The following is a 21,776-nucleotide window of genomic DNA, read 5'->3' on the forward strand; positions in this document are numbered from 1 at the left end:
AGGTGCTCCTTATTGCGGAACTGGTTTGTTGCTTACGAACGAGCAGGAATGAAGTGAGTGCACATCATGTGCGGAGGGAACGCCGAGATGCTCTTTCGGCTCGAATCACGATTGTCGGTGTCGGCAATATATCGACGCCACACTTCACAACCTCTAGCTTGCCAGCACCCATGCGAGTAAGGGAAGCCCGATCGCGTTCTATCTCTTCTTCGGCGCTCGTTCCCTTCAACGCAAGCATCCGGCCACGCTCATGAATGAGGGGTAGCGACCACTTAGCAAGCTTCTCCAGAGGGGCAACAGCTCTCGAGGTGACGACGTCGGCTCCGCCGGCTTCCTTCTTGACTCCCGGCTGTTCTGCGCGCCCTCGCACCACAAGAATGTTCAGCTCGTGCTTCTCGATGAACTCGGCCAAGTACACAGTCCGACGAAGGAGTGGCTCGATGAGAGTGATGTGTAGATCCGGGCGGGCGATCGCCAGAGGTATTCCCGGCAATCCAGCTCCGCTACCGACATCCACGACCCGCTCACCCTCGTCGATCAACTCACCGACGACAGCGCAGTTGAGCAAGTGTCGCTCCCACAGCCGAGGAACTTCGCGGGGGCCTATCAGCCCACGCTCGACGCCGTCAGATGCCAGGGATTCGTAGTATTGCTGAGCCAAATTCAGGCGCGGACCAAACACGCGTTCTGCGGTTGCCATCAACTGATCGTCATCCAACGCTTCTGGTTCCACGTGGAACATTGTCTCGCTTCCGAGCACCGTTCGCCAACCCATCGGGACATTCCGTAGCCGTGTCGTGTCACCGCTACTGTTCCTGCCCAGGAAAATTCCGGTGTTGCCTGACGATGACTGTTTCACGTGAAACATCCATGGACCAATCGTCGTGATGCACCGGCCATCGGTCGATCCGAAGTCAGGTGACGCACCGATCACACCCTGGTCTCCCGCTTCGCGGAACGAGCACGACGCCGTCGTCCAACGCACACATCCGAGCCTGGCAAGAATGCGGCCAACAAAGGGTTGCGAGTAATGGGAAGCCAACATCAACTCCAAACCCTTGCCGCAAGCCTGTCGTTGGTGCTCATCAAACCACCGTGTCGAACATCAAAAAACAAGTCATCCCGTCGACATCACAAAGTTTCACGTGAAACTGATGTGGCGTTCGAGCCTCTCAGCTCTGACTCGTCTCGCACATCTGAAGCCCAGTCGGCCCTCCGACCGACGGACTGGATAGGGGAGGCCACTCGATCTCGGGTTCCCCGAGCTATATGGCCGCACATGAAGCTCTACAAGTATCTGGCGGAGTAATCAGTGCTCCAGAAGAAGAGGGCTCCCTCGTACCCGGACACTCCCTGCGCGACACCCCCTCGAGAGGGCATGCAAGCTCAGGTGATCCATATGACTCCGGTCCTCACCCAAGAGAACGCCCCGGTTGTGGCCCGAGGGAAGTACGGGATCGGAGTGGGTCCTGGAAACAGATCGGGTTCAGAATCGGCACCCACTCGGCTTGGCCAACGCAGTGCCAGGGGAGCGGCCCGGCGTAGGCAGCTCGGCTCGGCTCGAGGGGAGCGACTCCCAGCGAGGGACTCGGGTTGCGAACCGTTCCGTTCGTGTTCGGCGCGGTGCGGCCCGAGGGAGCGGTTCGGGTAGCGAGCCACTCGGGTAGCGAGCCACTCGTCCAATTTACTCTCTGTATTGGGATTCGAACCTCCTACAGGGGGTTCGAATCCCAACATCCGGAGCATTTGAGCGGAGGTCGAGCTGACCGAACCCTACTATCGATTCGTCGTGGCAACTTAGTGCGGTCGACGCTCAGATCCGAACAACTCACTCCCCGACGCCAAACCCATGATCACTGCACTCCGTGGGCGGCGTGGTGTGCCGACGCGAAGTACAGCCACATGACGGTCCGCTCCTGCGCGATACTCGGAGATCAGCATCCTCGACAAAACTTCTCCGGACTATCAAACGACGCCACCCAAGCGGCAGTCTGCGAACTCTTCACGGAACGGGACGGGACGGGAAGTCAGGCAGACGAACTTCCTCATCAACACTCGCGGAAGTAGGACCGGTCCAAAACTCGCGCAACTTGCCGGCGGCTACCTAGGCAAGGGCCGTCGGTCGTCCGGCGATGGAGACCGGTCGCGACCTGGAAGTAGCGAGCGCCCGATCAGCGCGATGGCTGCGGCGCACCCCAAAAATCCGGGCGGACCCCAAAAATCCGGGCGGACCCCCCTCGAGATCGACCCGGGCGGACCCCTTCGAACCAAAACTCGCACCATCGAGCAGCGCTGCCCACTCGATCCGAGCCTCCACCCTCGAGCCGAGGCTGCCCACTCGAGCAGGTCGCAACCCAATGTACCGTTCGGGGTTGAGGAACACAGACGGCCCCGAGGCCTGCCGCGCCACAGAACCCTCGACGAAGGATTCCGTCACCGCTGGCCACCCTCGAGCACCAACCGACGTCTGAGCGACACACACTCTCTCGAGTACCGAGTCCATTCCCGACGGCCCAGCGGGCGACCCTACCTCGTCCGAATACGACGCCAAAGAGGCCCTGCCACATAAGGCAGCACATCGGTCGCAAGCAAGTCCACACCTCATCGCTCGCGGGCTGACCGGAACGGACCCAAACAGGAAGGCCTCCCGACAGCCCCGCCACTTCCGTCGAATGACGACATCGCGGCGGGCTCCGTCGGACGCCGAACGCCGAACGCCGAGCATCCCGAGCAGCTAGTGAACGCACCACCCATAACGACCTCGCGGTGCGCTCCTCGGACCGAGAAGTCCCTCGGACTGACGAGACAGTTACTACATACAGTGCGCTGGACTTCTCTTACCCACATCAACGGCCCTCACCGACCGGATGCCGTCACACTTTCCATCTGCGCCATGGCCTCTCCGGTCGCTCTCGGCAGCGAAGCGACTCCTGTGGTAGCCGCATCACCGTTCGCAGGCAAAGTGGCCCCACTGGGACGGGTACTGATTCGAGTGCCCTGCGATCCATCCCTAGATCTGGTCGGCTCAACGATCGGTCGGGGGCGACAGTGAGCGATCACCTGCTATTGCGGTCGACCGCGCGATCGGTCGGATGGGCCACCCTCGAGGGGGGCAACCGGATCGGCGACCCTCGAGGGGTGGTCGAATCCTGCGCGAGGGTGTCATCTGTGTTCACTTCAAGTTGCCGACTCACCCCAAGGACGACCCACATAGATTTCGCACGGCAGTGCTGAGCGGGTCTGTGGATCACGGTCTGAACTCAGGCGGTGATTTCGGTGTTTCACGTGAAACAACTATTGCCGACTTCCTGCAGAGCGCGCGTTGGGGGAGGAGCAGCGCCAAAGCGTAGCCGCACGTCAACTCATCGCCTACAGGTCTGTTGGTGAGCCAATCATCCGAACATCCAAACACTGCACAAAGCCGGACGTGACGCCTGCGCCGACATCTTCCTAGGGACGACTGCCACCGAGAGAGGTTTCACGTGAAACATCGGCATACGGCGGATGCACCCCTGCTCGAGCATGCGGATCTCAAACGAACAGCCGGTGGCGACGCGCTCCACCGGGTCACCTCGAAGCGAACCCACAATCATCGTCGAGGAAGCCTGGGAGCCCGCCGGGTCTGGATGGGATTGTCTTCCTAAACCATCCGCCGGATAGCTCTTAAAAGAAGATTGCATCCGCAGAGATCTAATCCGACTACGCGAGGAGACGTGCAGGCAGACACCGCCCGCGCTCGATGGCAAATCACCTGACGTATGGCGAGCAACGCTCTCACTCATGTGACCACCGTAGTGAATTACGCTACAACAACTGCCGTCGCAACCACCACACATCCATTGGCCTGATCGATTCGCCCCATCGTGCCCGTCGCGATGACTGGTGGCCGCAGCGAGCCAATCCAACCGGACAAATACTCGAACTCGACTCCCTCGAGCACTGACCGACGGTCCGACCGGAAACCGGTCCAATACGCACACGCCTCTCGAACACCGAAACGTGCCCGAATGTCCCAGCGCGAGGATTGACCTCCGCCGGACTTCAACGTCAAAAAGGCCTGTCACACAAGACAGCACATCGGCCGCAACCCATTTCCACACCTCGTCGCCCGAGCTAAGCGCAGTCGAACTTCTCACTCAGCAAACGAACCCAACGATCATCCGCCTCCGGCCATACAGCCCGATCTTCACACACACAACGACATGACGACAAACAACCCACGGCAGCGACGACGGCGATTCGAAGTGTTGGTCTCCGACCCACAGAGCACAACTACCGGTATCTACCAGAGGGGGACTAGTCGACTCAAGATCCAAAGCGTCCAGTCCGCCCCGCAAGGGACACAGAGAAAAAGAGTGACGCCCCGCCACGATAACTTTCCATCCCTTGGCAGCAAGGTGACTGAATGGGTACGAAACTCGCTTCGCGCTCGAGCGCCCATCTTCGCACCGACTACTTCATTGCAAGTATCAGTCCAGCGGATACAACACGATCAGGATTGTCCAAGGCCTCTCATTACAGTTCGTGCCTCACGACTGCCTCGACACCTGTCAATAGAACGAAGATGAGGAGGGTGCCTAAAAGTTGTAACCCAAAGTCCGCCGGCATCGCAGTCGGCCATCCACGCGAATCAGATCGACCGAGCGACATTCGTTGCGTTGAGACAGCGGCACAGCGCGACGTGTCGAGCAGTTGCATTCCCTCGAGTCTGAAACGTCCGAGTTCGACTGTCCGGCATTCTCTACGCCGGTCGATTATGCACTTCACGATTGAAGCGGCGCGTCGAGGGGCCGAAAAAACAAAGTGGTTGTCGACGATAGATTCGGCCCCGGGACCGACGACCGGAAGGAGCGTTCCAGAGCCGACCTCTCTCGAATATTCGGTCGATACCAATCACGGTTTCACGTGAAACATTTGCATAGACATAAACATGGCTTGCACTGAACGCGTCCGTCACAGTGACGTTTCGAGCGCATACCTTTGTTTCACGTGAAACCGAGCCTCCCAAACCAATGGCACCGCTGTAACCAGCCTCGTCTCAGCCTTGCAGAAAGAACCAAAAAAGGCCCCCAGCCGCAGCCGGGGGCCTTTCAGATCAATCAGTTCAGGACTTGACGACGACCACTCGTCGTGACGGTTCAACACCGGTACTTTCACTTTCGACACCGTCGACCTTGGCTACTGCGTCGTGCACGATCTTCCGCTCGAACGGGGTCATGGGGTCCAGCTCTTCTCGCTCGCCACTTTCGAGAACTCGCTTCGAGGCCTCGATCCCCAAAGCACTCAATACGCTCCGGCGGTTCGCGCGCCAGCCCGCTACGTCGAGCATCAGTTTGCTTCGCTCGCCCGTCGATTGCTGCACGGCGAGTCGAGTCAGTTCTTGCAGGGCATCGAGAATCTCACCCTTACGTCCGACGAGCTTCGTAAGGTCGTCTCCGCCATCGATGCTGACAATCGCGCGATCCCCCTCTACATCGAGGTCGATATCTCCATCGAAATCGAGAACATCGAGAAGCTGCTCGAGGTAATCGCCGGCAATCTCGCCCTCTTCTACTAAGTAATCTTCGGAATCCTCATCATCGGAGTCCGAGTCCTCATCGGGTACGGCGTCGACGGCCGCCACCTTGGCCGCGTCGCCCTCAATCGGATCCGTTTCGGCTTCGACTGCCACGATTTCACTCGCTCCATCCCCAGCGCTCACTGCTTCGTCGGGGTTGGTCACTTCGTCGGTATCTGCAGACATGTGCTTGGTGTCCTTGTCTTCGATGCGTCTCAGCGTCGCTTGCGCTTGGCTTTACTACGGTTCGCCTGAGATTTCGGCTGGGTGGGCTTCTGGGGCTGTGAGCCGTCGGGAGCAGTCGAACTAGCAGAAGATACGTCATCTGATCCGGTGACCGCATCGGAAGCGTCAAGAGTTGCGGGCGGGAGCTTCGAGAGCTTGGGCCGTGCACCGGGCTTCGGCTTGGCCGGCGGCTTCACACCAGGCTTGGGCGCATTCTCGGTCCGCTTCTCGATAGCCTGCTGCTTCTTCTCTGCTTCTTCCTTGTCGATTTTCCCGAACACGAGGTGCTGCTGGGCGTAGGTCCAAACGTTGTTCGATACCCAGTACAGCAGGATGGCGATCGGGAGGAACGGTCCACCGACGAGAACACCCAGTGGGAAGACGTACAAAGCAAGCTTGTTCATGATCGCGGACTGCGGATTTGCCGCCGCCGCTGCGCTCTGTCGGGCAACCGAGGCGCGGGAGTTGAAGTGCGTTGCGATGCTGGCAATGATCATCAGAGGCACGGCAACAGCGGCGATCGTCCAGATAGACGGAATTCCGAGGCCTAGTTCCGGGTTCGCGAAGGCGTCCAACTGTGCCTTCGGCATTGTGATCCAGGCCGAGATCGGCGCACCGAAGAGTCGGGCGTCCAAGAACGAGTTCACGTCGGCGACATCGAAGGCGTAGTTCGGAATCCTACGGTTGTCCGCTGGGTCAAGGCCTAGCTGACCGATGCCGGTACCTGTTCGGTTGAACGACCGCAGAACGTGGAACAGGCCGATGAACACAGGCGCCTGCGCAAGGACCGGCAAGCAACCCATGATGGGGTTGAATCCGTGTTCTTTTTGGAGCTTCTGCATCTCCACGGCCAAGCGCTGCTTGTCTTTGCCGTACTTCTTTTGCAGAGCCTTGATCTGAGGCTGCAGTTCCTGCATCTGACGCGTGGTACGAACCTGTTTGACGAACGGCTTGTACAGAATCAACCGCAATGTGAACACGAGAAACACTACGGACAAGGCCCATGCGAAGCCGTTGTCCGCTCCGAGGACGGCACCAAACACCTTGTGCCATACCCAGAGAATCCAGGAGACCGGATAATAGATGAAATCCAGCACGGCTCTATGTACTCCTCTGTTCGTCCACTCTCGCGAGATCGTGGCTTTCTTCGGTCGAAGTCTGCTTGCGTACCCGCCATGACCCGTGATCAGGCACAGGGTCCCAGCCTCCAGAGTGCCAGGGAGCGCACTTCAATAGCCGCGCGATAGCTAACAAGGTTCCTTTGATGGCACCGTGCGTCTTCAACGCTTCGACTGCGTACTCACTGCACGTGGGGGAGAAACGGCAGGTAGGGAGTCTGAGCGGAGACACATAGGTGCGGTAGAGCTCGATGCAGAAGATAAGAATCCGCGCAGGGAATGACCTGACGACGCGTAGAAATTTCATGAGCGCGTATCTCTAACCACTCCAAGATATCCCAGCTTCTTCAACCCGGAACGAACCTGTCGTTGTAGATCTTTTGACGACAAGGCCGCAGAACCAGGCAGTGCACGGATAACGACGTCGCAACTCTCGGGTACTTCCAGGAGAATCTCCGAACAGATATGCCGAAGCCGGCGCGCAACTCGATGACGAGTTACCGCCGGCCCGACAGCTTTGCTCACGATCAATCCGAATCTAGGTTCGCCGACACTGCAAACAGAACTTGCATCGTCACGCGTGTAGGCGTGAACGACCAAGTCTTGTCTTCCGATTCGGCGGCCTCGACGCACCGTGCGTGTGAAATCAGCGCTTCGGTGCAATCTGTGCGGCTCAGGTAACACCCCGAGCTCCGTAAACTCAGACGAACATGGATTAGGCGGTTAGTTCCTTGCGGCCCTTGCCGCGACGTGCCGACACGATTGCACGACCTGCACGCGTACGCATACGAAGACGGAAGCCGTGAACACGCGCGCGGCGTCGGTTGTTCGGCTGGAACGTCCGCTTGCCCTTGGCCACGGTGAACACTCCTCGAAAATCAAAGACACTTACTCTGAAGCGTCAAAAACGGTTGGTAGCGAGTTCGGTCGAACTCGTTTACACCCCAACAGCGAGAAATCCGAGTGAACACAGACTGTAAGCAGCCAGCAAGCATCGGCCACCTCGCCATGGGTGACTGTTCGACAGTACTGATCGACTCAGCGGTGGTCAAACCCATCCAATCCTTCGACCCTGCATCACATCTGTGTAATTCATCCCCAGGCCTGGGGAGCAAGGGGTGTTGATAACCACTCTGAGAGGCGTTCTCTGTCGGGTCTTCGTGGAAAACCTGTAACTCGAGGATTTCGCATTTACCAAAAGTCCTGGTCAAGACTGTGAAAATAACAATTTCTGGAAAATGTCGCCGATCGGGGTGACACCGATGTCGTTCATCCACACCTGTGGATAATTGTGTGGAAACACGAACCAATGGCATATTCGTACACGACACGTCCGTACCCGATACGTTGCACTTCCGGCTGTGGTTCCCCGATGAACTAGCGATCGACGGCGACGATATCGGACTTCGATGCGGTGCGAGCGTGAAACAACAGCATCTTTCGAAAGCACTGTCCGCGGCACGTGCCGTCGACGACATGCACTTTCGCTTCAATGGCACGTCCGAATGGGGAGGCACCGTGAACGAGGATCCGGATGCGCTGGCGCGTATCTGGCCAGAGGTAGTCACGGATTTGACGTCCGACCGCCACAGTGGTCAACCTCTGACCAAAGGGCAAAAGGCATGGCTCGCTCTCGTCGAGCCCCTTACCCTGACTCAAGGCTTTGCATTGCTGGCGGTTCCTTCGTCTTTTGCGCAGGAAGCGATAGAGCGAGACCTGCGTGAACCGATACTGAACGCGCTCGGCCGTCACCTCGGCCAGGGTGTCGAAGGCCTCGGTGTGCGAATTTCAGCACCCGAAGAAGAGAAACACGAGCCTGAGCAAACGCGGTATTCGGAGGCAACGAGCACCCCGACTTACCGGAGACGCTTCCTCACCAGCACCGATGACGATCCGTCCGACTCGGAAACTGCCGACTACGAGGAAGTGGACGACGAGCGGGAAGCACTGGCAAGTGTGCAGAACTCGTGGCCTACCTACTTCACCAAACCGCCGGCAACCACATCGTCGACGTCCGGGGCACAAAGCCTCAACTCGAAGTACACCTTCGACACCTTCGTCATCGGCGCATCGAATCGATTTGCCCATGCGGCGGCAGTCGCCATTGCTGAAGCACCTGCTCGCGCATACAACCCTTTGTTCATATGGGGCGCGTCCGGGCTCGGGAAGACGCACTTGCTCCACGCTGCCGGACACTATGCGCAGCGCCTCTTCCCAGGCATGCGCGTGAAGTACGTCTCGACCGAAGAGTTCACCAACGACTTCATCAACAGTCTTCGCGACGACCGCAAGGTGGCGTTCAAACGCCGATACCGGGAGACCGATGTACTCCTGGTCGACGACATTCAGTTCATCGAAGGTAAAGAAGGCATCCAGGAAGAGTTTTTCCACACCTTCAACACTTTGCACAACGCGAACAAGCAGATCGTCGTCTCCTCCGATCGCCCCCCCAAACAGCTGGCAACCCTCGAGGAGCGTCTACGCACTCGATTCGAGTGGGGCCTGATCACCGACGTTCAACCCCCGGAGCTCGAGACTCGCATCGCCATCCTCAGCAAGAAGGCTCGGATGGATCGCCTCGATGTTCCGCACGATGTCCTCGAGCTGATCGCCAGTCGGATCGAGCGCAATATTCGTGAACTGGAAGGCGCGTTGATCCGTGTTACGGCATTTGCATCGCTGAACGGTCAGGCGCTGGATCTCACTCTGGCAGAAGTGGTCCTTCGAGATTTGATGCCCGACTCGTCGAGCCTCGAGATCAATGCCGCGACGATCATGGCTGTCACGGCGGAATACTTCGACACCTCGATCGACGATCTCTGTGGACCCGGTAAAGCGCGTGCGCTGGCGATGGCCAGGCAGATTGCCATGTATCTCTGCCGTGAACTCACCGACTTGTCACTACCCAAGATCGGGCAGACATTCGGCCGAGATCACACGACGGTCATGTACGCGGATAAAAAGATCCGCAAAGAAATGACCGAGCGACGCAAGGTGTACGACCAGGTCCAAGAGCTGACCGCTCGAGTGAAGCAGCGGTCCAAGCGCTGACGAGCGGCCCGTTTCATCGCTGAGCGGGTTTCTTCATCCACCTTCCCCGTGGCTACCCGCGCTGGCACGGTTGAGTGCACTCCGAATCACTCAACCGTGCCCCTCGAGCGACGTCCGCCACTCTTTGCAAAAAATTTTTGGTCTCTGGATGCCAAAAAAACGTGCTTCCAGGGCTCCATTCGAATGATTCACACCTGTGGATAACCGTGTGGATAACCGGCTGGATCTGGGGATGGATTGTGGGAGCCTGTGAACCGATGTGATTCGTCCACAGGCTGTTAGCTCGCCACCGGTGATTGGTCCCGAATTCATCCCCACGACACCACGCTTGGCGACCAGGTACTACACACCGCGGTGCACAGATTCCACAGGACCTATTAATACTAAGAATTTCTCTTGAAAAGACCTTCTTCTAAAAGAGGTGTTGGGGAACGATTCGTTCACAAGCCCAACCGGCCAGTCATCGGCCAGCGTCGTCGACGCCGTCGTTCGGCTTTCAAGTTGGTCAGGAAGGGCATACGGTGTGCTTCTGCTCGGTTGTGTCAGACTCTTCGATGCACCGGTCATGAGCGCACGTCGCGCTCACCGCAGACATTGTGGGAACGAACTGCTGCCGAACGAGAGGAAAGACTTTAGCGATGGAGCTTGGAAGTCTGAAGTTTCGCGTTGCTCGCGAAGATTTTTCCGATTCCGTTGCCTGGGTTGCTCGAAGCCTCCCGTCCAGGCCGCCCGTTCCCGTTCTCGGCGGAGTTCTGCTCGCCGTCGACGAGCAGGGTCTGACTGTTTCCGGGTTCGACTACGAGGTATCAGCCCAGGTCCGGGTATCTGCTGAGGTCGCAACTGCTGGCCGAGTCCTTGTCTCCGGCAAGCTTTTGGCCGATATCACGAAGTCTCTCCCGAACAAGCCCGTCGACGTCGGGGTCGAGGGAACTCGAGTGCTCATCACTTGCGGGAGCGCGAAGTTCTCGTTGCCGACGATGCCCGTCGAGGACTACCCCCAGCTTCCCGAGCTGCCGACGCAGACCGGATCGATCCCGGTGGAGGTGTTCTCCGAAGCCATCGCGCAGGTCGCAGTTGCGGCAGGCAAGGACGACACCCTCCCGATGCTGACCGGCATCCGAGTCGAGATCGCGGGCACCAAGGTGGTGCTCGCTGCCACCGATCGATTCCGCCTGGCCGTTCGCGAACTCGAGTGGACACCTGTCGGTGGGGACATCACGACCGAAGTTCTCATACCTGCGAAGACGCTGTCCGAGTCGGCGAAGACCTTGGTCGGAAATGCGAGCTCACCCGTCGAACTTGCCCTGGGTTCGGGGTCGACCATCGGCGCCGACGGCTTGCTGGGAATCATCAGCGAAGGCCGCCGCACCACCACTCGACTTCTGGACGCAGACTTTCCCAAGTTCCGCCAGCTGCTGCCACCGGAGCACACGGCCGTCGCGGTCGTGGAGATAGCTCCGCTCGTCGAAGCCATCAAGCGCGTCGCGCTGGTAGCCGAGCGCGGTGCTCAGGTGAGACTCGAGTTCTCTGCCGAAGGGGTGCTTCTCTCCGCAGGCGGTGACGATGCAGGGCGTGCCGAAGAGGGCTTGCTTGCAGACTTCCAAGGCGAGGCACTGACGATCGCCTTCAATCCGGGGTATTTGATCGACGGCTTGTCCTCGTTGCACAGTGAAAAAGTTACGTTCGGGTTCACCACTCCCAGTCGGCCGGCAGTTCTGCGTCCGACCACCGAGGACGAGCTCGTTGCGGATTCCTCGGGCAAGTTCCCAGCACCGGAAAGCGCGTACACGTATCTGCTGATGCCGGTTCGACTACCTGGCTGATCGGATACGGAACACGTACGGATGCGGTTTACTCGACACCAAGGGGCATCCGCACACTAGAGAAGGACATCTTTTCATGCAGCTGGGACTGGTCGGCCTCGGGAAAATGGGCTTCAACATGCGCGAGCGCCTACGTGCGCACGGGCACGAGGTGATCGGCTATGACCCGAGACCAGAGGTTACGGACGCCCCGTCCCTCGAGGAGCTGGCCAAGATGTTGGTGGCGCCGCGGGTGGTGTGGGTCATGGTTCCGTCCGGTGATATCACCCGAAATACGATCGCGTCGTTGAGCGAGGTACTCGACAAGGGCGATTTGGTCATCGACGGTGGCAACTCCAGGTTCACCGACGATGCCGCGAACGCCGAACGACTTGCTGCGAAAGGTATCGGTTACGTCGATGCCGGCGTGTCCGGTGGTGTATGGGGACTCGAAAACGGATACGGCCTGATGGTGGGTGGTTCGGAGGAGGACGTTGCACGCGCCCTTCCGATCTTCGACGCGCTACGCCCAGAGGGTGAGCGTGCCGACGGGTTCGTCCATGCAGGCCCGGTCGGTGCAGGCCACTACGCGAAAATGGTTCACAACGGTATCGAGTATGGCCTCATGCAGGCGTACGCCGAGGGTTACGAGCTGCTCGAGGCGGAAGAACTCGTTCAGGACGTCCACGGTGTGCTGCGTGCGTGGAGTAAAGGGACCGTTGTTCGTTCGTGGCTGCTCGATCTGCTCGTTCAGGCCCTGGCTCAGGACCCCGAGTTCAGCGAGATCTCCGGTTACACGGAGGATTCCGGTGAAGGTCGGTGGACGGTGGAAGAGGCGATCAGACATGCGGTCCCGGTGCCGGTTATCTCGGCTGCACTGTTCGCGAGATTTGCTTCGCGGCAGGATGATTCGCCTTCTATGAAGGCTGTATCGGCTCTTCGTAACCAGTTCGGTGGCCATGCCGTCAAGCGAGCAGGTGCCGATGAATTACTTCGAGCACCCGACCCCAAGAAATAGCCTTGTTCGTTCGTTCGTTCACTCTTCGCGACTTTCGTTCGTGGGATGACGTCACCACTGATCTCGGTCCTGGATCGGTGGTGTTCGTCGGTCCCAACGGGCATGGAAAGACGAATCTGCTCGAGTCGCTCGGATACCTGTCGACGTTGTCCTCTCACCGTGTGTCCTCTGATGCTCCGCTGATCAGAGCAGGTGCAGAACGGGCCTTTGCGAGTGCATCGGTCATCAATCAGGGTCGAGAATTGACGATCGATGTCGAGATCCTCGAGGGCCGGGCGAACAAGGCAAGGATGAATCGATCTCCGGTTCGGCGGCCTCGTGAGATATTGGGTGTGTTGCGCAGTGTCTTGTTCGCGCCCGAGGATCTCGCGCTGGTGCGCGGAGACCCAGGCGAGCGTCGTAGGTATCTCGACGAACTTCTGACGACGCGTCGTCCGCGAATGGCCGCTGTCAGAGCAGATTACGACAAAGTTCTCCGTCAGCGATCGGCATTGCTCAAGACGGCCGGCGGATCCTTGCGACGTGGTTCGAGCTCGAGTGACGGTGTGGGTGCATTGGCGACTTTGGATGTGTGGGATGGGCACCTCGCTGCGCATGGTGCCGAGTTACTATCCGCAAGAATCGGTTTGGTGCACGAGCTGACACCTCATGTAGTGGAGTCGTATTCTTCGATCGCCCCGGAGTCACGTCCCGCAACGATCAAGTATCGCAGCAGTCTCGCCGAAGCGCTGCCACCGGAATTCTCCGATCCGAATCGCGAACCCGAATCCGATGATGTCGAGGTGCTGGAAGCTGCTTTCTTGCATCAACTTTCGATGATGCGCACGCGTGAGATCGAACGTGGAGTCTGCCTGGTCGGACCTCACCGGGACGATCTCGAACTGGGGCTCGGTGATCAACCGGCGAAAGGCTATGCGAGCCATGGTGAATCGTGGTCCTTCGCGTTGTCGTTACGTTTGGCTTCGTTCGGGCTGCTCCGTGCCGAAGGTAGCGACCCGGTCCTGATGCTCGACGACGTATTCGCTGAATTGGATCGCAAACGTCGTAGCGCACTCGCGCGCGTGGCTTCAGGAGCGGAGCAGGTGATCATCACGGCCGCGGTCGCTGAGGACATCCCGACCGAAATCGATGCCAGACGCTTCGGTGTGGAAGCCGTTCAGGGAGATTTGGGTCGAATCTCCAACATCACTCCCCTCGAAGAAAATGTGTGCTGATGACCGAAGACGCTGGAAGCAAAGATCCGGAGAACGAACTACGCGGAGTAGATCTTGCTCGACGTGCCCTCGAGGATGCGCGTGCGGCGGCGAAAGCGAGCGGTAAGGCCGTGGGGCAGGGACGGTCTTCGCCCAGCGGTGGAGTGCGCGCTCTCAGAGGTCGGCGCAAGCGTGGATGGTCCGGGGCCGGACCAGACGATCGCGATCCACAGACACTCGGTTCGGTGGCCGGTTCGATTGCAAAGAACCGTGGATGGTCCGACAAGGTGGCAGAGGGCACGGTGATGGGGCGGTGGCCTACCGTCGTCGGCGAGGATATTGCGGCACACGCTGTCCCTGTCAAGCTCGAGGACAGCGTTTTGAGCATATCGGCGGAGTCGACGGCGTGGGCCACTCAACTTCGGTTGATGCAGGCGCAGATTCTGGCCAAGATCGCCGCCGCGGTCGGCCACGGGATCGTGAAGTCGCTGAAGATCACCGGACCTACTACGAAAAGCTGGCGTAAGGGTGATCGCCACGTCAAGGGCAGGGGTCCCCGAGATACGTATGGGTAAACAGTCGTATCGTGATATTTCACGAGTGGGATTATCATAACTTCGCCGGTGATTCAAGGGTATTGTGGGTGATTGGCCGTTTTCGGATGCGTGTCCACTCGGTTTTACCAAGGCTGTTGGCTCGGGGCAGCCGACTCAGTCGACGAAGGGATGCAGTGTTGCCCAAGAATTTTCGAACTTCGGACCGTAACGGGCACTCGACAGTCGCGATAACACACGATGTCGACGTAGCTACGCCGAACGACAGGGTCATTCTGCAGGCCAGAAATGTCTCGTTCGACTGGGGCTCGCTACCGCTTCACTACGTGGACTCCGATCCGTTGGCGACCCATCTGTTCAACGTGATGCATCTTCTTCTGCCCGAGGGTGAGGAGTGGTTCGTCCGGACATTCAAGGAAGCTCTCCCCTTGATCCATGACGAGCAGCTCAAAGAGGACGTCATCGGCTTCATCGGGCAGGAAGCAGTACACGCTCAGGCCCACACACAGGTCCTCGATCAGCTCACCGCCTACGGGATCGACGTCGAGCCGTATGTCGAGCAGATGCGATTCCTGTTCGGGCGTGCGCTGGGAAACCGGACCGGACACTCGCGGAACAGCCTGGTGGAGCGCATTGCGCTGATCGCAGCGGTCGAACACTTGACGGCTTTTCTCGGGGACTGGGTCCTCAATGCACGTCAGCTCGACGTCGTCGAATTCGACCCGACCATGTTGGACCTGTTGAGGTGGCACGGGGCTGAAGAAGTCGAGCACCGATCGGTGGCCTTCGAGGTCATGCAGTACTTCGACGTACGACCGGCTCGACGGCTGCGGACTTACATCGCCATCGCGCCGACAATGGTGTGGTTCTGGACGCGCGGGGTGCGGTTCTTGATGAATCAGGACCCGACATTGGCAGCTCTGCCACCGAAAGATCGCCGACCCTCATTGCGTGACTACTGCAAGGTTGCTGCTCGAGGGCTCTTTCCAAGTCCGAAGTCGTTGTGGAAAGCATCGTTGCGCTATCTGCGGTCCGATTACCATCCGTCACAGGAAGGATCCACCGCGCAGGCGGTGCAATATCTCGCCACGTCCCCGGCTGCCCGCGCAGCAGCACGGTGAGTGCATTGGGGTTTCGTCGCAAGTGGACAAAAATGACGCGGTCGGTCGAAACCTTCCGTGTGGGCCGAGTCATTCCGGGTGATCTGTACGGTCGGGCGGCGTCGGATCAGACGGTGTCGATCGTGACCGACGCCTTGGACAAGTGGTTCGCCCTCCTCGACGACGGGTCCTATTCCAATGAGTATGCTGCGCCGGAAGTAGTGCGTACCGTCTCACTCACTCTCGATCGGCGAGAAATTCTTTGTGTCGATCAGTGCGTGGCGCAGCTGACTTTCCGGTCGTCCGACGGGTCGCCCCTGCCCGCTTGGGCACCGGGAATGCACCTGGACTTCCACTTGCCTTCGGGACGGCGTCGGCAGTACTCGTTGTGCGGAGATCCTGGTGACCTCGGCAATTACACCGTTGCGGTGCGGTACATCCCGGACGGAGGCGGTGGATCACAGGAAATGCATGCCCTCGAGGAGGGAGCTGAACTTGTGGTTCGCGGACCACGCAACGGGTTTCCTTTCGTACCGAGCGGGCAGGCGGTGTTCGTCGCCGGTGGAATCGGTATCACTGCGATCATTCCGATGGTGCGTGCCGCACGCGAAGTGGGTATGGATTGGCATCTCGTCTACTGTGGTCGTTCTCGTGAATCGATGCCGTTCCTCGACGAGATCGCGACGTGGGATTCTGACCGCGTGACGGTACGCACTGACGATGTCGAAGGTATTCCGTCCGGCCCGACACTGCTCGAGCGCGTGGTCGGCGGTGCAGTCTATTGCTGCGGTCCACCGCCGATGATCGAGTGCGTGCGAATGGCGTTCGACGCGTTCCCTGCCACACATCTGTACTTCGAACGGTTCTCTGCGCCACCGGTGCGCGGCGGAGTGGAGTTCGAGGTTCAGTTGGTGAACTCCGGAGCAGTCGTTACCGTTCCGGCGGACAAGACTGTGCTGGAGAAGATTCGAGAGATTCGGCCCGATGTCAGCTACTCCTGCCAGCAGGGATTTTGTGGAACGTGCCGGGTGCGCGTTCTCAGTGGAAGGCCCGAACACCGAGAACACCGGCTGACCTCGGACGAACAGGAGCAGGAAATGTTGATCTGTGTGTCCCGCTCGAACGGCGACCGGATCGTGCTGGACCTCTGACCCTCGAGGCAGTTCTACTGTCCATCTTTGCCGTCACACTCCGAGAAAATGCGGCTGTGAGCCATTCAGAGGCCAGTTTGGGGTGTCATCGACCCCATGCTGCCAGGGCGTACCAGTAGTATAGGGCGGTAACGTAAGGAAGCCCTTCGGATCGACTCTGCCGAACCAGGATGTCCACTGCGAAAGCGGAAGGCGTCCATGACGGGGTGTCGCATCCGTGCCGGGAGCACCACGAGTGTGTTTTCGATGCGGCAGCACCGTGTGGTGCGAGGGGGAGTCGAAAATGCGTAGAAGGAGAACAACCCAACCGTGACTGCCCAAAAGTCAGGTAAAAGCGACAACAAGGATTACGGCGCTTCGTCCATCACGGTCCTCGAGGGGCTCGAAGCAGTACGTAAGAGACCAGGTATGTACATCGGTTCGACCGGTGAGCGAGGTCTGCACCACCTGATTTGGGAGGTTGTCGACAACTCGGTCGACGAGGCGATGGCCGGCTATGCCTCGACCGTGAACGTCACGATTCACGAAGACGGCAGCGTCGAGGTCGAGGACGACGGTCGAGGTATTCCAGTCGGCATGCACTCCTCCGGTGTTCCCACCGTCGAGGTCGTCATGACTCAGTTGCACGCGGGTGGCAAGTTCGATTCGGACTCGTACGCGGTTTCCGGTGGTCTGCACGGCGTCGGTATCTCTGTGGTGAACGCGCTGTCCACGAAGGTCGAATTGCAGATCGCACGTGACGGACATCGCTATACCCAAACGTACGACTATGCGAAGCCCGGCCCACTCGAGACCGTGGGAGAAACCGAAGAGACCGGAACAAAAGTTCGTTTCTGGGCTGACGACAAAATTTTCGAGACTCTCGATTTCAACTTCGAGACCGTGCATCGCCGTCTGCAGGAAATGGCCTTCCTCAACAAGGGTCTGACCATCAACTTCGCCGACGAGCGCATTGCCGTCGCCGAAGTGACCGAAGACGAGCTGGGTGAAACTGCGCTGGCGCCGAAATCTGCTACCGAGGAACAGGACGAGGCAGCCTCCAAGCCCACCAAGGCGCGGAAACGGACGTATCACTACCCGGACGGTCTGGTCGACTTCGTCAAGCACATCAACGCGAAGAAGACCCCGATCCATACCTCCGTCGTCGGATTCACCGGTAAGGGCACAGGCCACGAGGTCGAGGTCGCGATGCAGTGGAACGCCGGTTACTCCGAGTCGGTTCACACCTTTGCCAACACCATCAACACGCATGAGGGCGGAACCCACGAAGAAGGTTTTCGCACGGCGTTGACGGCGACGGTGAACAAGTACGCCAAGGAAAAGAAGCTCGTCAAAGAGAAGGACGGGAATCTCACCGGCGACGACATTCGTGAGGGATTGGCCGCTGTTCTATCGGTTCGCGTTTCCGAGCCGCAGTTCGAGGGCCAGACGAAGACCAAACTTGGCAACACCGAGGTTCGTTCTTTCGTTCTCAAGGCCTGCAACGAGCATCTCTCGCACTGGTTCGAATCGAACCCGGCCGACGCCAAGACGATCATCAACAAGGCCGTGTCCTCGGCGCAAGCTCGTATGGCTGCGCGTAAAGCGCGAGAAATGGTGCGGCGCAAGAGCGCAACCGACATCGGTGGACTGCCGGGAAAGCTAGCCGACTGCCGTTCCAACGATCCCAGTAAGTCCGAAATCTATATCGTGGAGGGCGACTCCGCAGGCGGCTCGGCCAAGTCCGGCCGTGACTCGATGTTCCAGGCGATTCTGCCGCTTCGCGGAAAGATCATCAACGTCGAAAAAGCCCGCATCGACCGCGTGCTGAAGAACAACGAAGTCCAGGCAATCATCACCGCGTTCGGTACTGGTATCCACGACGAGTTCGACATCACCAAGCTGCGGTACCACAAGATCGTGCTGATGGCCGACGCCGACGTCGACGGTCAGCACATCTCGACGCTGCTGATGACGTTGCTGTTCCGCTTCATGAGGCCCTTGATCGAACACGGCCACGTCTACCTCGCGATGCCGCCGCTGTACAAACTCAAGTGGAGCCGCGGTGAACCAGATTTCGCGTACTCCGACCCCGAGCGAGACGCTTTGCTCGCGGCAGGTCTGGCCAACAAGCGCAAGATCAACGTCGAAGACGGTGTGCAGCGTTACAAGGGTCTCGGTGAGATGAATCCCAAGGAATTGTGGGAAACGACGATGGATCCGTCGGTTCGCGTCTTGCGTCTGATCACTCTCGACGATGCTGCAGCTGCAGACGAACTCTTCAGCGTATTGATGGGCGAGGACGTGCCCGCTCGTCGCAGTTTCATCGCCCGCAACGCCAAAGATGTTCGCTTTCTTGACGTTTAGTTGATGTCCGTAGGTCGACCCGCCACTGTCGTGTTGACCTACGGTGACTTTCTCTAGGAGAAAACGCTTATGTCCGATATCACCGAACCACCAGTAGGACCGCCTCCGGGTTCGACCACCAACGCCGAGGGTGGAGATCGGATCGATCCGGTCGACATTCAAGAGGAAATGCAGCGTAGCTACATCGACTACGCGATGAGCGTCATCGTCGGCCGCGCGCTACCCGAGGTCAGAGACGGCCTGAAGCCAGTCCACCGCCGCGTGCTCTACGCCATGTACGACTCGGGCTTCCGTCCCGACCGCAGCTACGTCAAATCCGCACGCCCCGTTGCCGAAACGATGGGTAACTACCATCCGCACGGCGACAGCTCCATCTACGACGCTTTGGTCCGTTTGGCACAGCCGTGGTCGATGCGTTACCCGTTGGTCGACGGTCAGGGCAACTTCGGATCGCGCGGCAACGACGGCGCCGCCGCAATGCGTTACACCGAGGCACGCTTGACTCCGCTCGCGATGGAGATGTTGCGCGATATCGACGAGGAAACCGTCGACTTCATTCCCAACTACGACGGCAAAACCCAAGAGCCGACGGTACTTCCGTCGCGGGTACCCAACTTGTTGATGAACGGGTCCAACGGAATCGCCGTCGGTATGGCCACCAACATTCCGCCGCACAACCTGCGCGAGCTCAGTGAAGCCGTGTTCTGGGCCCTCGATAATTTCGACGCGGACGAGGAAGCAACCTTGGCCGCGTGCATGGAACGCGTCAAGGGGCCGGACTTTCCGACCCACGGACTCATCGTCGGTGGACAGGGCATCCAGGACGCTTACTCCACCGGCCGCGGATCTATCCGGATGCGCGGCGTCGTGGAAATCGAAGAGGATTCCAACGGTCGCGCAACGATCGTGATCACCGAGCTGCCGTACCAGGTCAACCCGGACAACATGATCACTTCGATCGCCGAGCAGGTACGTGACGGCAAGCTCGGTGGCATCTCGAAGATCGACGACGAGTCCTCGGACCGCGTCGGCCTGCGCATCGTGGTCACCATCAAGCGCGATGCTGTCGCGAAGGTCGTGCTGAACAACCTTTACAAGCACTCCCAGCTTCAGACGAGTTTCGGCGCTAACATGCTCTCGATCGTCGATGGTGTCCCGCGTACCTTGCGTCTCGACCAGATGATTCGCTTCTACGTGGCCCATCAGCTCGAAGTGATCGTCCGTCGTACTCGATACCGGTTGCGCAAAGCGGAGGAGCGCGCACACATCTTGCGTGGACTGGTCAAAGCGCTCGATGCGCTCGACGAGGTCATTGCTTTGATCCGCCGCTCTCCCGACGTCGATTCCGCCCGCACGGGCCTCATCGACTTGCTCGAGGTCGACACGATTCAGGCCGACGCGATCCTCGCGATGCAGCTCCGACGGCTTGCTGCCCTCGAGCGCCAGAAAATCATCGACGAGTTGGCAGAAATCGAAATCGAGATCGCTGAGCTCGAGGACATCCTTGCCAAGCCGGAACGTCAGCGCCAGATCGTGCGCGACGAACTCGCCGAGATCGTCGAGAAGTTCGGCGACGACCGGCGCACCCGGATCATCGCTTCCGACGGCGACGTCAACGACGAGGATCTGATCGCCCGCGAGAACGTCGTGGTCACCATCACCGAGACCGGCTACGCGAAGCGCACCAGGACCGATCTCTACCGTTCTCAGAAGCGCGGCGGCAAGGGCGTTCAGGGTGCGGGGCTCAAACAAGACGACATCGTCAGCAAGTTCTTCGTATGCTCGACGCACGACTGGATTCTCTTCTTCACCACCAAGGGGCGCGTCTACCGTGCGAAGGCGTACGAGCTGCCGGAAGCCAATCGCACCGCGCGTGGTCAGCATGTGGCCAACCTGCTCGCCTTCCAGCCGGACGAGCGGATAGCTCAGGTCATTCAGATCCAGACCTACGAGGATGCGCCTTACCTGGTTCTCGCAACCAAGGGCGGTCTGGTCAAGAAGTCCAAGCTCACCGACTTCGACTCCAACCGAAGCGGCGGCATCGTGGCGGTCAACCTGCGCGGCGAGGACGAATTGGTCGGCGCAGTGTTGGCGTCCTCGGACGACGATCTGCTTCTCGTCTCCGCGCAGGGCCAGTCCATCCGTTTCTCGGCCACCGACGAAGTGCTTCGTCCGATGGGTCGGGCGACGTCCGGTGTGCAGGGCATGCGATTCAACGGTGAAGATCGGCTACTGTCCCTCAATGTCGTCCGCGAAGGGAAGTACCTTCTGGTGGCAACTTCGGGTGGTTACTCGAAGCGGACTGCGATGGAGGACTACCCGCAGCAGGGCCGAGGCGGAAAGGGCGTGCTGACGATTCAGTACGATCCGAAGCGTGGCACGCTGGTGGGGGCTCTTATCGTCGACGATGATGACGAGCTGTATGCCATCACATCCGGGGGCGGCGTCATCCGTACCGCGGCAAAGCAGGTTCGGAAAGCAGGCCGTCAGACGAAGGGCGTTCGGTTGATGAATCTCGGTGAAGGCGACACACTGCTCGCTATTGCCCGCAATGCCGATGAGCCCGAATTGGGCGCTGAGGGCACCGAAGAAGATGCACCGAAGGAGTCGTAGTGAGTACTCCCAACAGGCCCGGTAGCAGGCCGGCCCCGCAGGGCGAAC

At 59.3% G+C, this 21,776-nt stretch carries 15 protein-coding genes; 9 read left to right on the forward strand and 6 right to left on the reverse strand.

The window, feature by feature from the left end:
- Window positions 1-64: 64 nt before the first annotated feature.
- The 6 genes from rsmG to rpmH form a co-directional block, all read right to left on the reverse strand.
- Window positions 65-742, reverse strand: a complete 678-nt coding sequence (gene rsmG / locus BJI47_RS12655; protein WP_088944105.1) for a 16S rRNA (guanine(527)-N(7))-methyltransferase RsmG — start codon at window positions 740-742, stop codon at window positions 65-67.
- A 4,362-nt stretch (window positions 743-5,104) separates the two neighbouring features.
- A complete protein-coding gene (locus BJI47_RS12680) occupies window positions 5,105-5,743 on the reverse strand; it encodes a R3H domain-containing nucleic acid-binding protein (protein WP_088944057.1) in 639 nt (212 codons plus the stop codon).
- A gap of 29 nt (window positions 5,744-5,772) precedes the next feature.
- Window positions 5,773-6,879 (reverse strand): membrane protein insertase YidC, encoded by a 1,107-nt coding sequence (yidC, locus tag BJI47_RS12685; RefSeq protein WP_088944058.1) that lies wholly within the window; start codon window positions 6,877-6,879, stop codon window positions 5,773-5,775.
- Between the two features lie 4 nt (window positions 6,880-6,883).
- Window positions 6,884-7,207 carry a membrane protein insertion efficiency factor YidD gene (gene yidD, locus BJI47_RS12690; RefSeq protein WP_088944059.1) on the reverse strand — a complete coding sequence of 108 codons (324 nt, stop codon included), beginning with the start codon at window positions 7,205-7,207 and terminating at the stop codon, window positions 6,884-6,886.
- Window positions 7,204-7,584 carry a ribonuclease P protein component gene (gene rnpA / locus BJI47_RS12695; protein ID WP_088944060.1) on the reverse strand — a complete coding sequence of 127 codons (381 nt, stop codon included), beginning with the start codon at window positions 7,582-7,584 and terminating at the stop codon, window positions 7,204-7,206. The genes yidD and rnpA overlap by 4 nt, the downstream gene beginning before the upstream one ends.
- A gap of 31 nt (window positions 7,585-7,615) precedes the next feature.
- Complete coding sequence (rpmH, locus tag BJI47_RS12700) at window positions 7,616-7,759, reverse strand: 50S ribosomal protein L34 (protein ID WP_026347786.1); 144 nt, start codon at window positions 7,757-7,759, stop codon at window positions 7,616-7,618.
- Between the two features lie 659 nt (window positions 7,760-8,418).
- Here rpmH and dnaA point away from each other — a divergent pair.
- The 9 genes from dnaA (at window position 8,419) to gyrA (ending at window position 21,728) form a co-directional block, all read left to right on the forward strand.
- On the forward strand, window positions 8,419-9,951 hold the full coding sequence (gene dnaA / locus BJI47_RS12705) for a chromosomal replication initiator protein DnaA (RefSeq protein ID WP_088944106.1): 1,533 nt from the start codon (window positions 8,419-8,421) through the stop codon (window positions 9,949-9,951).
- A gap of 638 nt (window positions 9,952-10,589) precedes the next feature.
- Window positions 10,590-11,774, forward strand: a complete 1,185-nt coding sequence (gene dnaN / locus BJI47_RS12710; RefSeq protein WP_088944061.1) for a DNA polymerase III subunit beta — start codon at window positions 10,590-10,592, stop codon at window positions 11,772-11,774.
- A gap of 76 nt (window positions 11,775-11,850) precedes the next feature.
- Window positions 11,851-12,771 (forward strand): phosphogluconate dehydrogenase (NAD(+)-dependent, decarboxylating), encoded by a 921-nt coding sequence (gene gnd / locus BJI47_RS12715; protein WP_088944062.1) that lies wholly within the window; start codon window positions 11,851-11,853, stop codon window positions 12,769-12,771.
- 2 nt (window positions 12,772-12,773) lie between these two features.
- Complete coding sequence (recF, locus tag BJI47_RS12720) at window positions 12,774-13,985, forward strand: DNA replication/repair protein RecF (RefSeq protein ID WP_088944063.1); 1,212 nt, start codon at window positions 12,774-12,776, stop codon at window positions 13,983-13,985.
- Window positions 13,985-14,539, forward strand: a complete 555-nt coding sequence (locus tag BJI47_RS12725) for a DUF721 family protein (protein ID WP_088944107.1) — start codon at window positions 13,985-13,987, stop codon at window positions 14,537-14,539. The genes recF and BJI47_RS12725 overlap by 1 nt, the downstream gene beginning before the upstream one ends.
- A gap of 209 nt (window positions 14,540-14,748) precedes the next feature.
- On the forward strand, window positions 14,749-15,639 hold the full coding sequence (locus BJI47_RS12730; protein ID WP_254900576.1) for a metal-dependent hydrolase: 891 nt from the start codon (window positions 14,749-14,751) through the stop codon (window positions 15,637-15,639).
- Window positions 15,640-15,671: 32 nt separating this feature from the next.
- On the forward strand, window positions 15,672-16,769 hold the full coding sequence (locus tag BJI47_RS12735; protein ID WP_088944065.1) for a PDR/VanB family oxidoreductase: 1,098 nt from the start codon (window positions 15,672-15,674) through the stop codon (window positions 16,767-16,769).
- A gap of 309 nt (window positions 16,770-17,078) precedes the next feature.
- Window positions 17,079-19,115, forward strand: coding sequence for a DNA topoisomerase (ATP-hydrolyzing) subunit B (gene gyrB, locus BJI47_RS12740; RefSeq protein WP_088944066.1), 2,037 nt, complete (start codon window positions 17,079-17,081; stop codon window positions 19,113-19,115).
- Between the two features lie 69 nt (window positions 19,116-19,184).
- Window positions 19,185-21,728 carry a DNA gyrase subunit A gene (gyrA, locus tag BJI47_RS12745; protein ID WP_088944067.1) on the forward strand — a complete coding sequence of 848 codons (2,544 nt, stop codon included), beginning with the start codon at window positions 19,185-19,187 and terminating at the stop codon, window positions 21,726-21,728.
- Window positions 21,729-21,776 lie beyond the last annotated feature (48 nt).

Origin of the sequence: Rhodococcus sp. 1168 (assembly GCF_002091955.1) — a bacterium.
In the GTDB taxonomy this organism is placed as follows: domain Bacteria; phylum Actinomycetota; class Actinomycetes; order Mycobacteriales; family Mycobacteriaceae; genus Rhodococcoides.

What these genes read in the sequence shown, in the direction of transcription:
- rsmG (WP_088944105.1), bottom strand. Translation starts at nt 742, where the DNA reads ATGTTCCACGTGGAACCAGAAGCGTTGGATGACGATCAGTTGATGGCA.
- BJI47_RS12680 (WP_088944057.1), bottom strand. Translation starts at nt 5,743, where the DNA reads ATGTCTGCAGATACCGACGAAGTGACCAACCCCGACGAAGCAGTGAGC.
- yidD (WP_088944059.1), bottom strand. Translation starts at nt 7,207, where the DNA reads ATGAAATTTCTACGCGTCGTCAGGTCATTCCCTGCGCGGATTCTTATC.
- dnaN (WP_088944061.1), top strand. Translation starts at nt 10,590, where the DNA reads ATGGAGCTTGGAAGTCTGAAGTTTCGCGTTGCTCGCGAAGATTTTTCC.
- gnd (WP_088944062.1), top strand. Translation starts at nt 11,851, where the DNA reads ATGCAGCTGGGACTGGTCGGCCTCGGGAAAATGGGCTTCAACATGCGC.
- BJI47_RS12725 (WP_088944107.1), top strand. Translation starts at nt 13,985, where the DNA reads ATGACCGAAGACGCTGGAAGCAAAGATCCGGAGAACGAACTACGCGGA.
- BJI47_RS12735 (WP_088944065.1), top strand. Translation starts at nt 15,672, where the DNA reads ATGACGCGGTCGGTCGAAACCTTCCGTGTGGGCCGAGTCATTCCGGGT.
- gyrA (WP_088944067.1), top strand. Translation starts at nt 19,185, where the DNA reads ATGTCCGATATCACCGAACCACCAGTAGGACCGCCTCCGGGTTCGACC.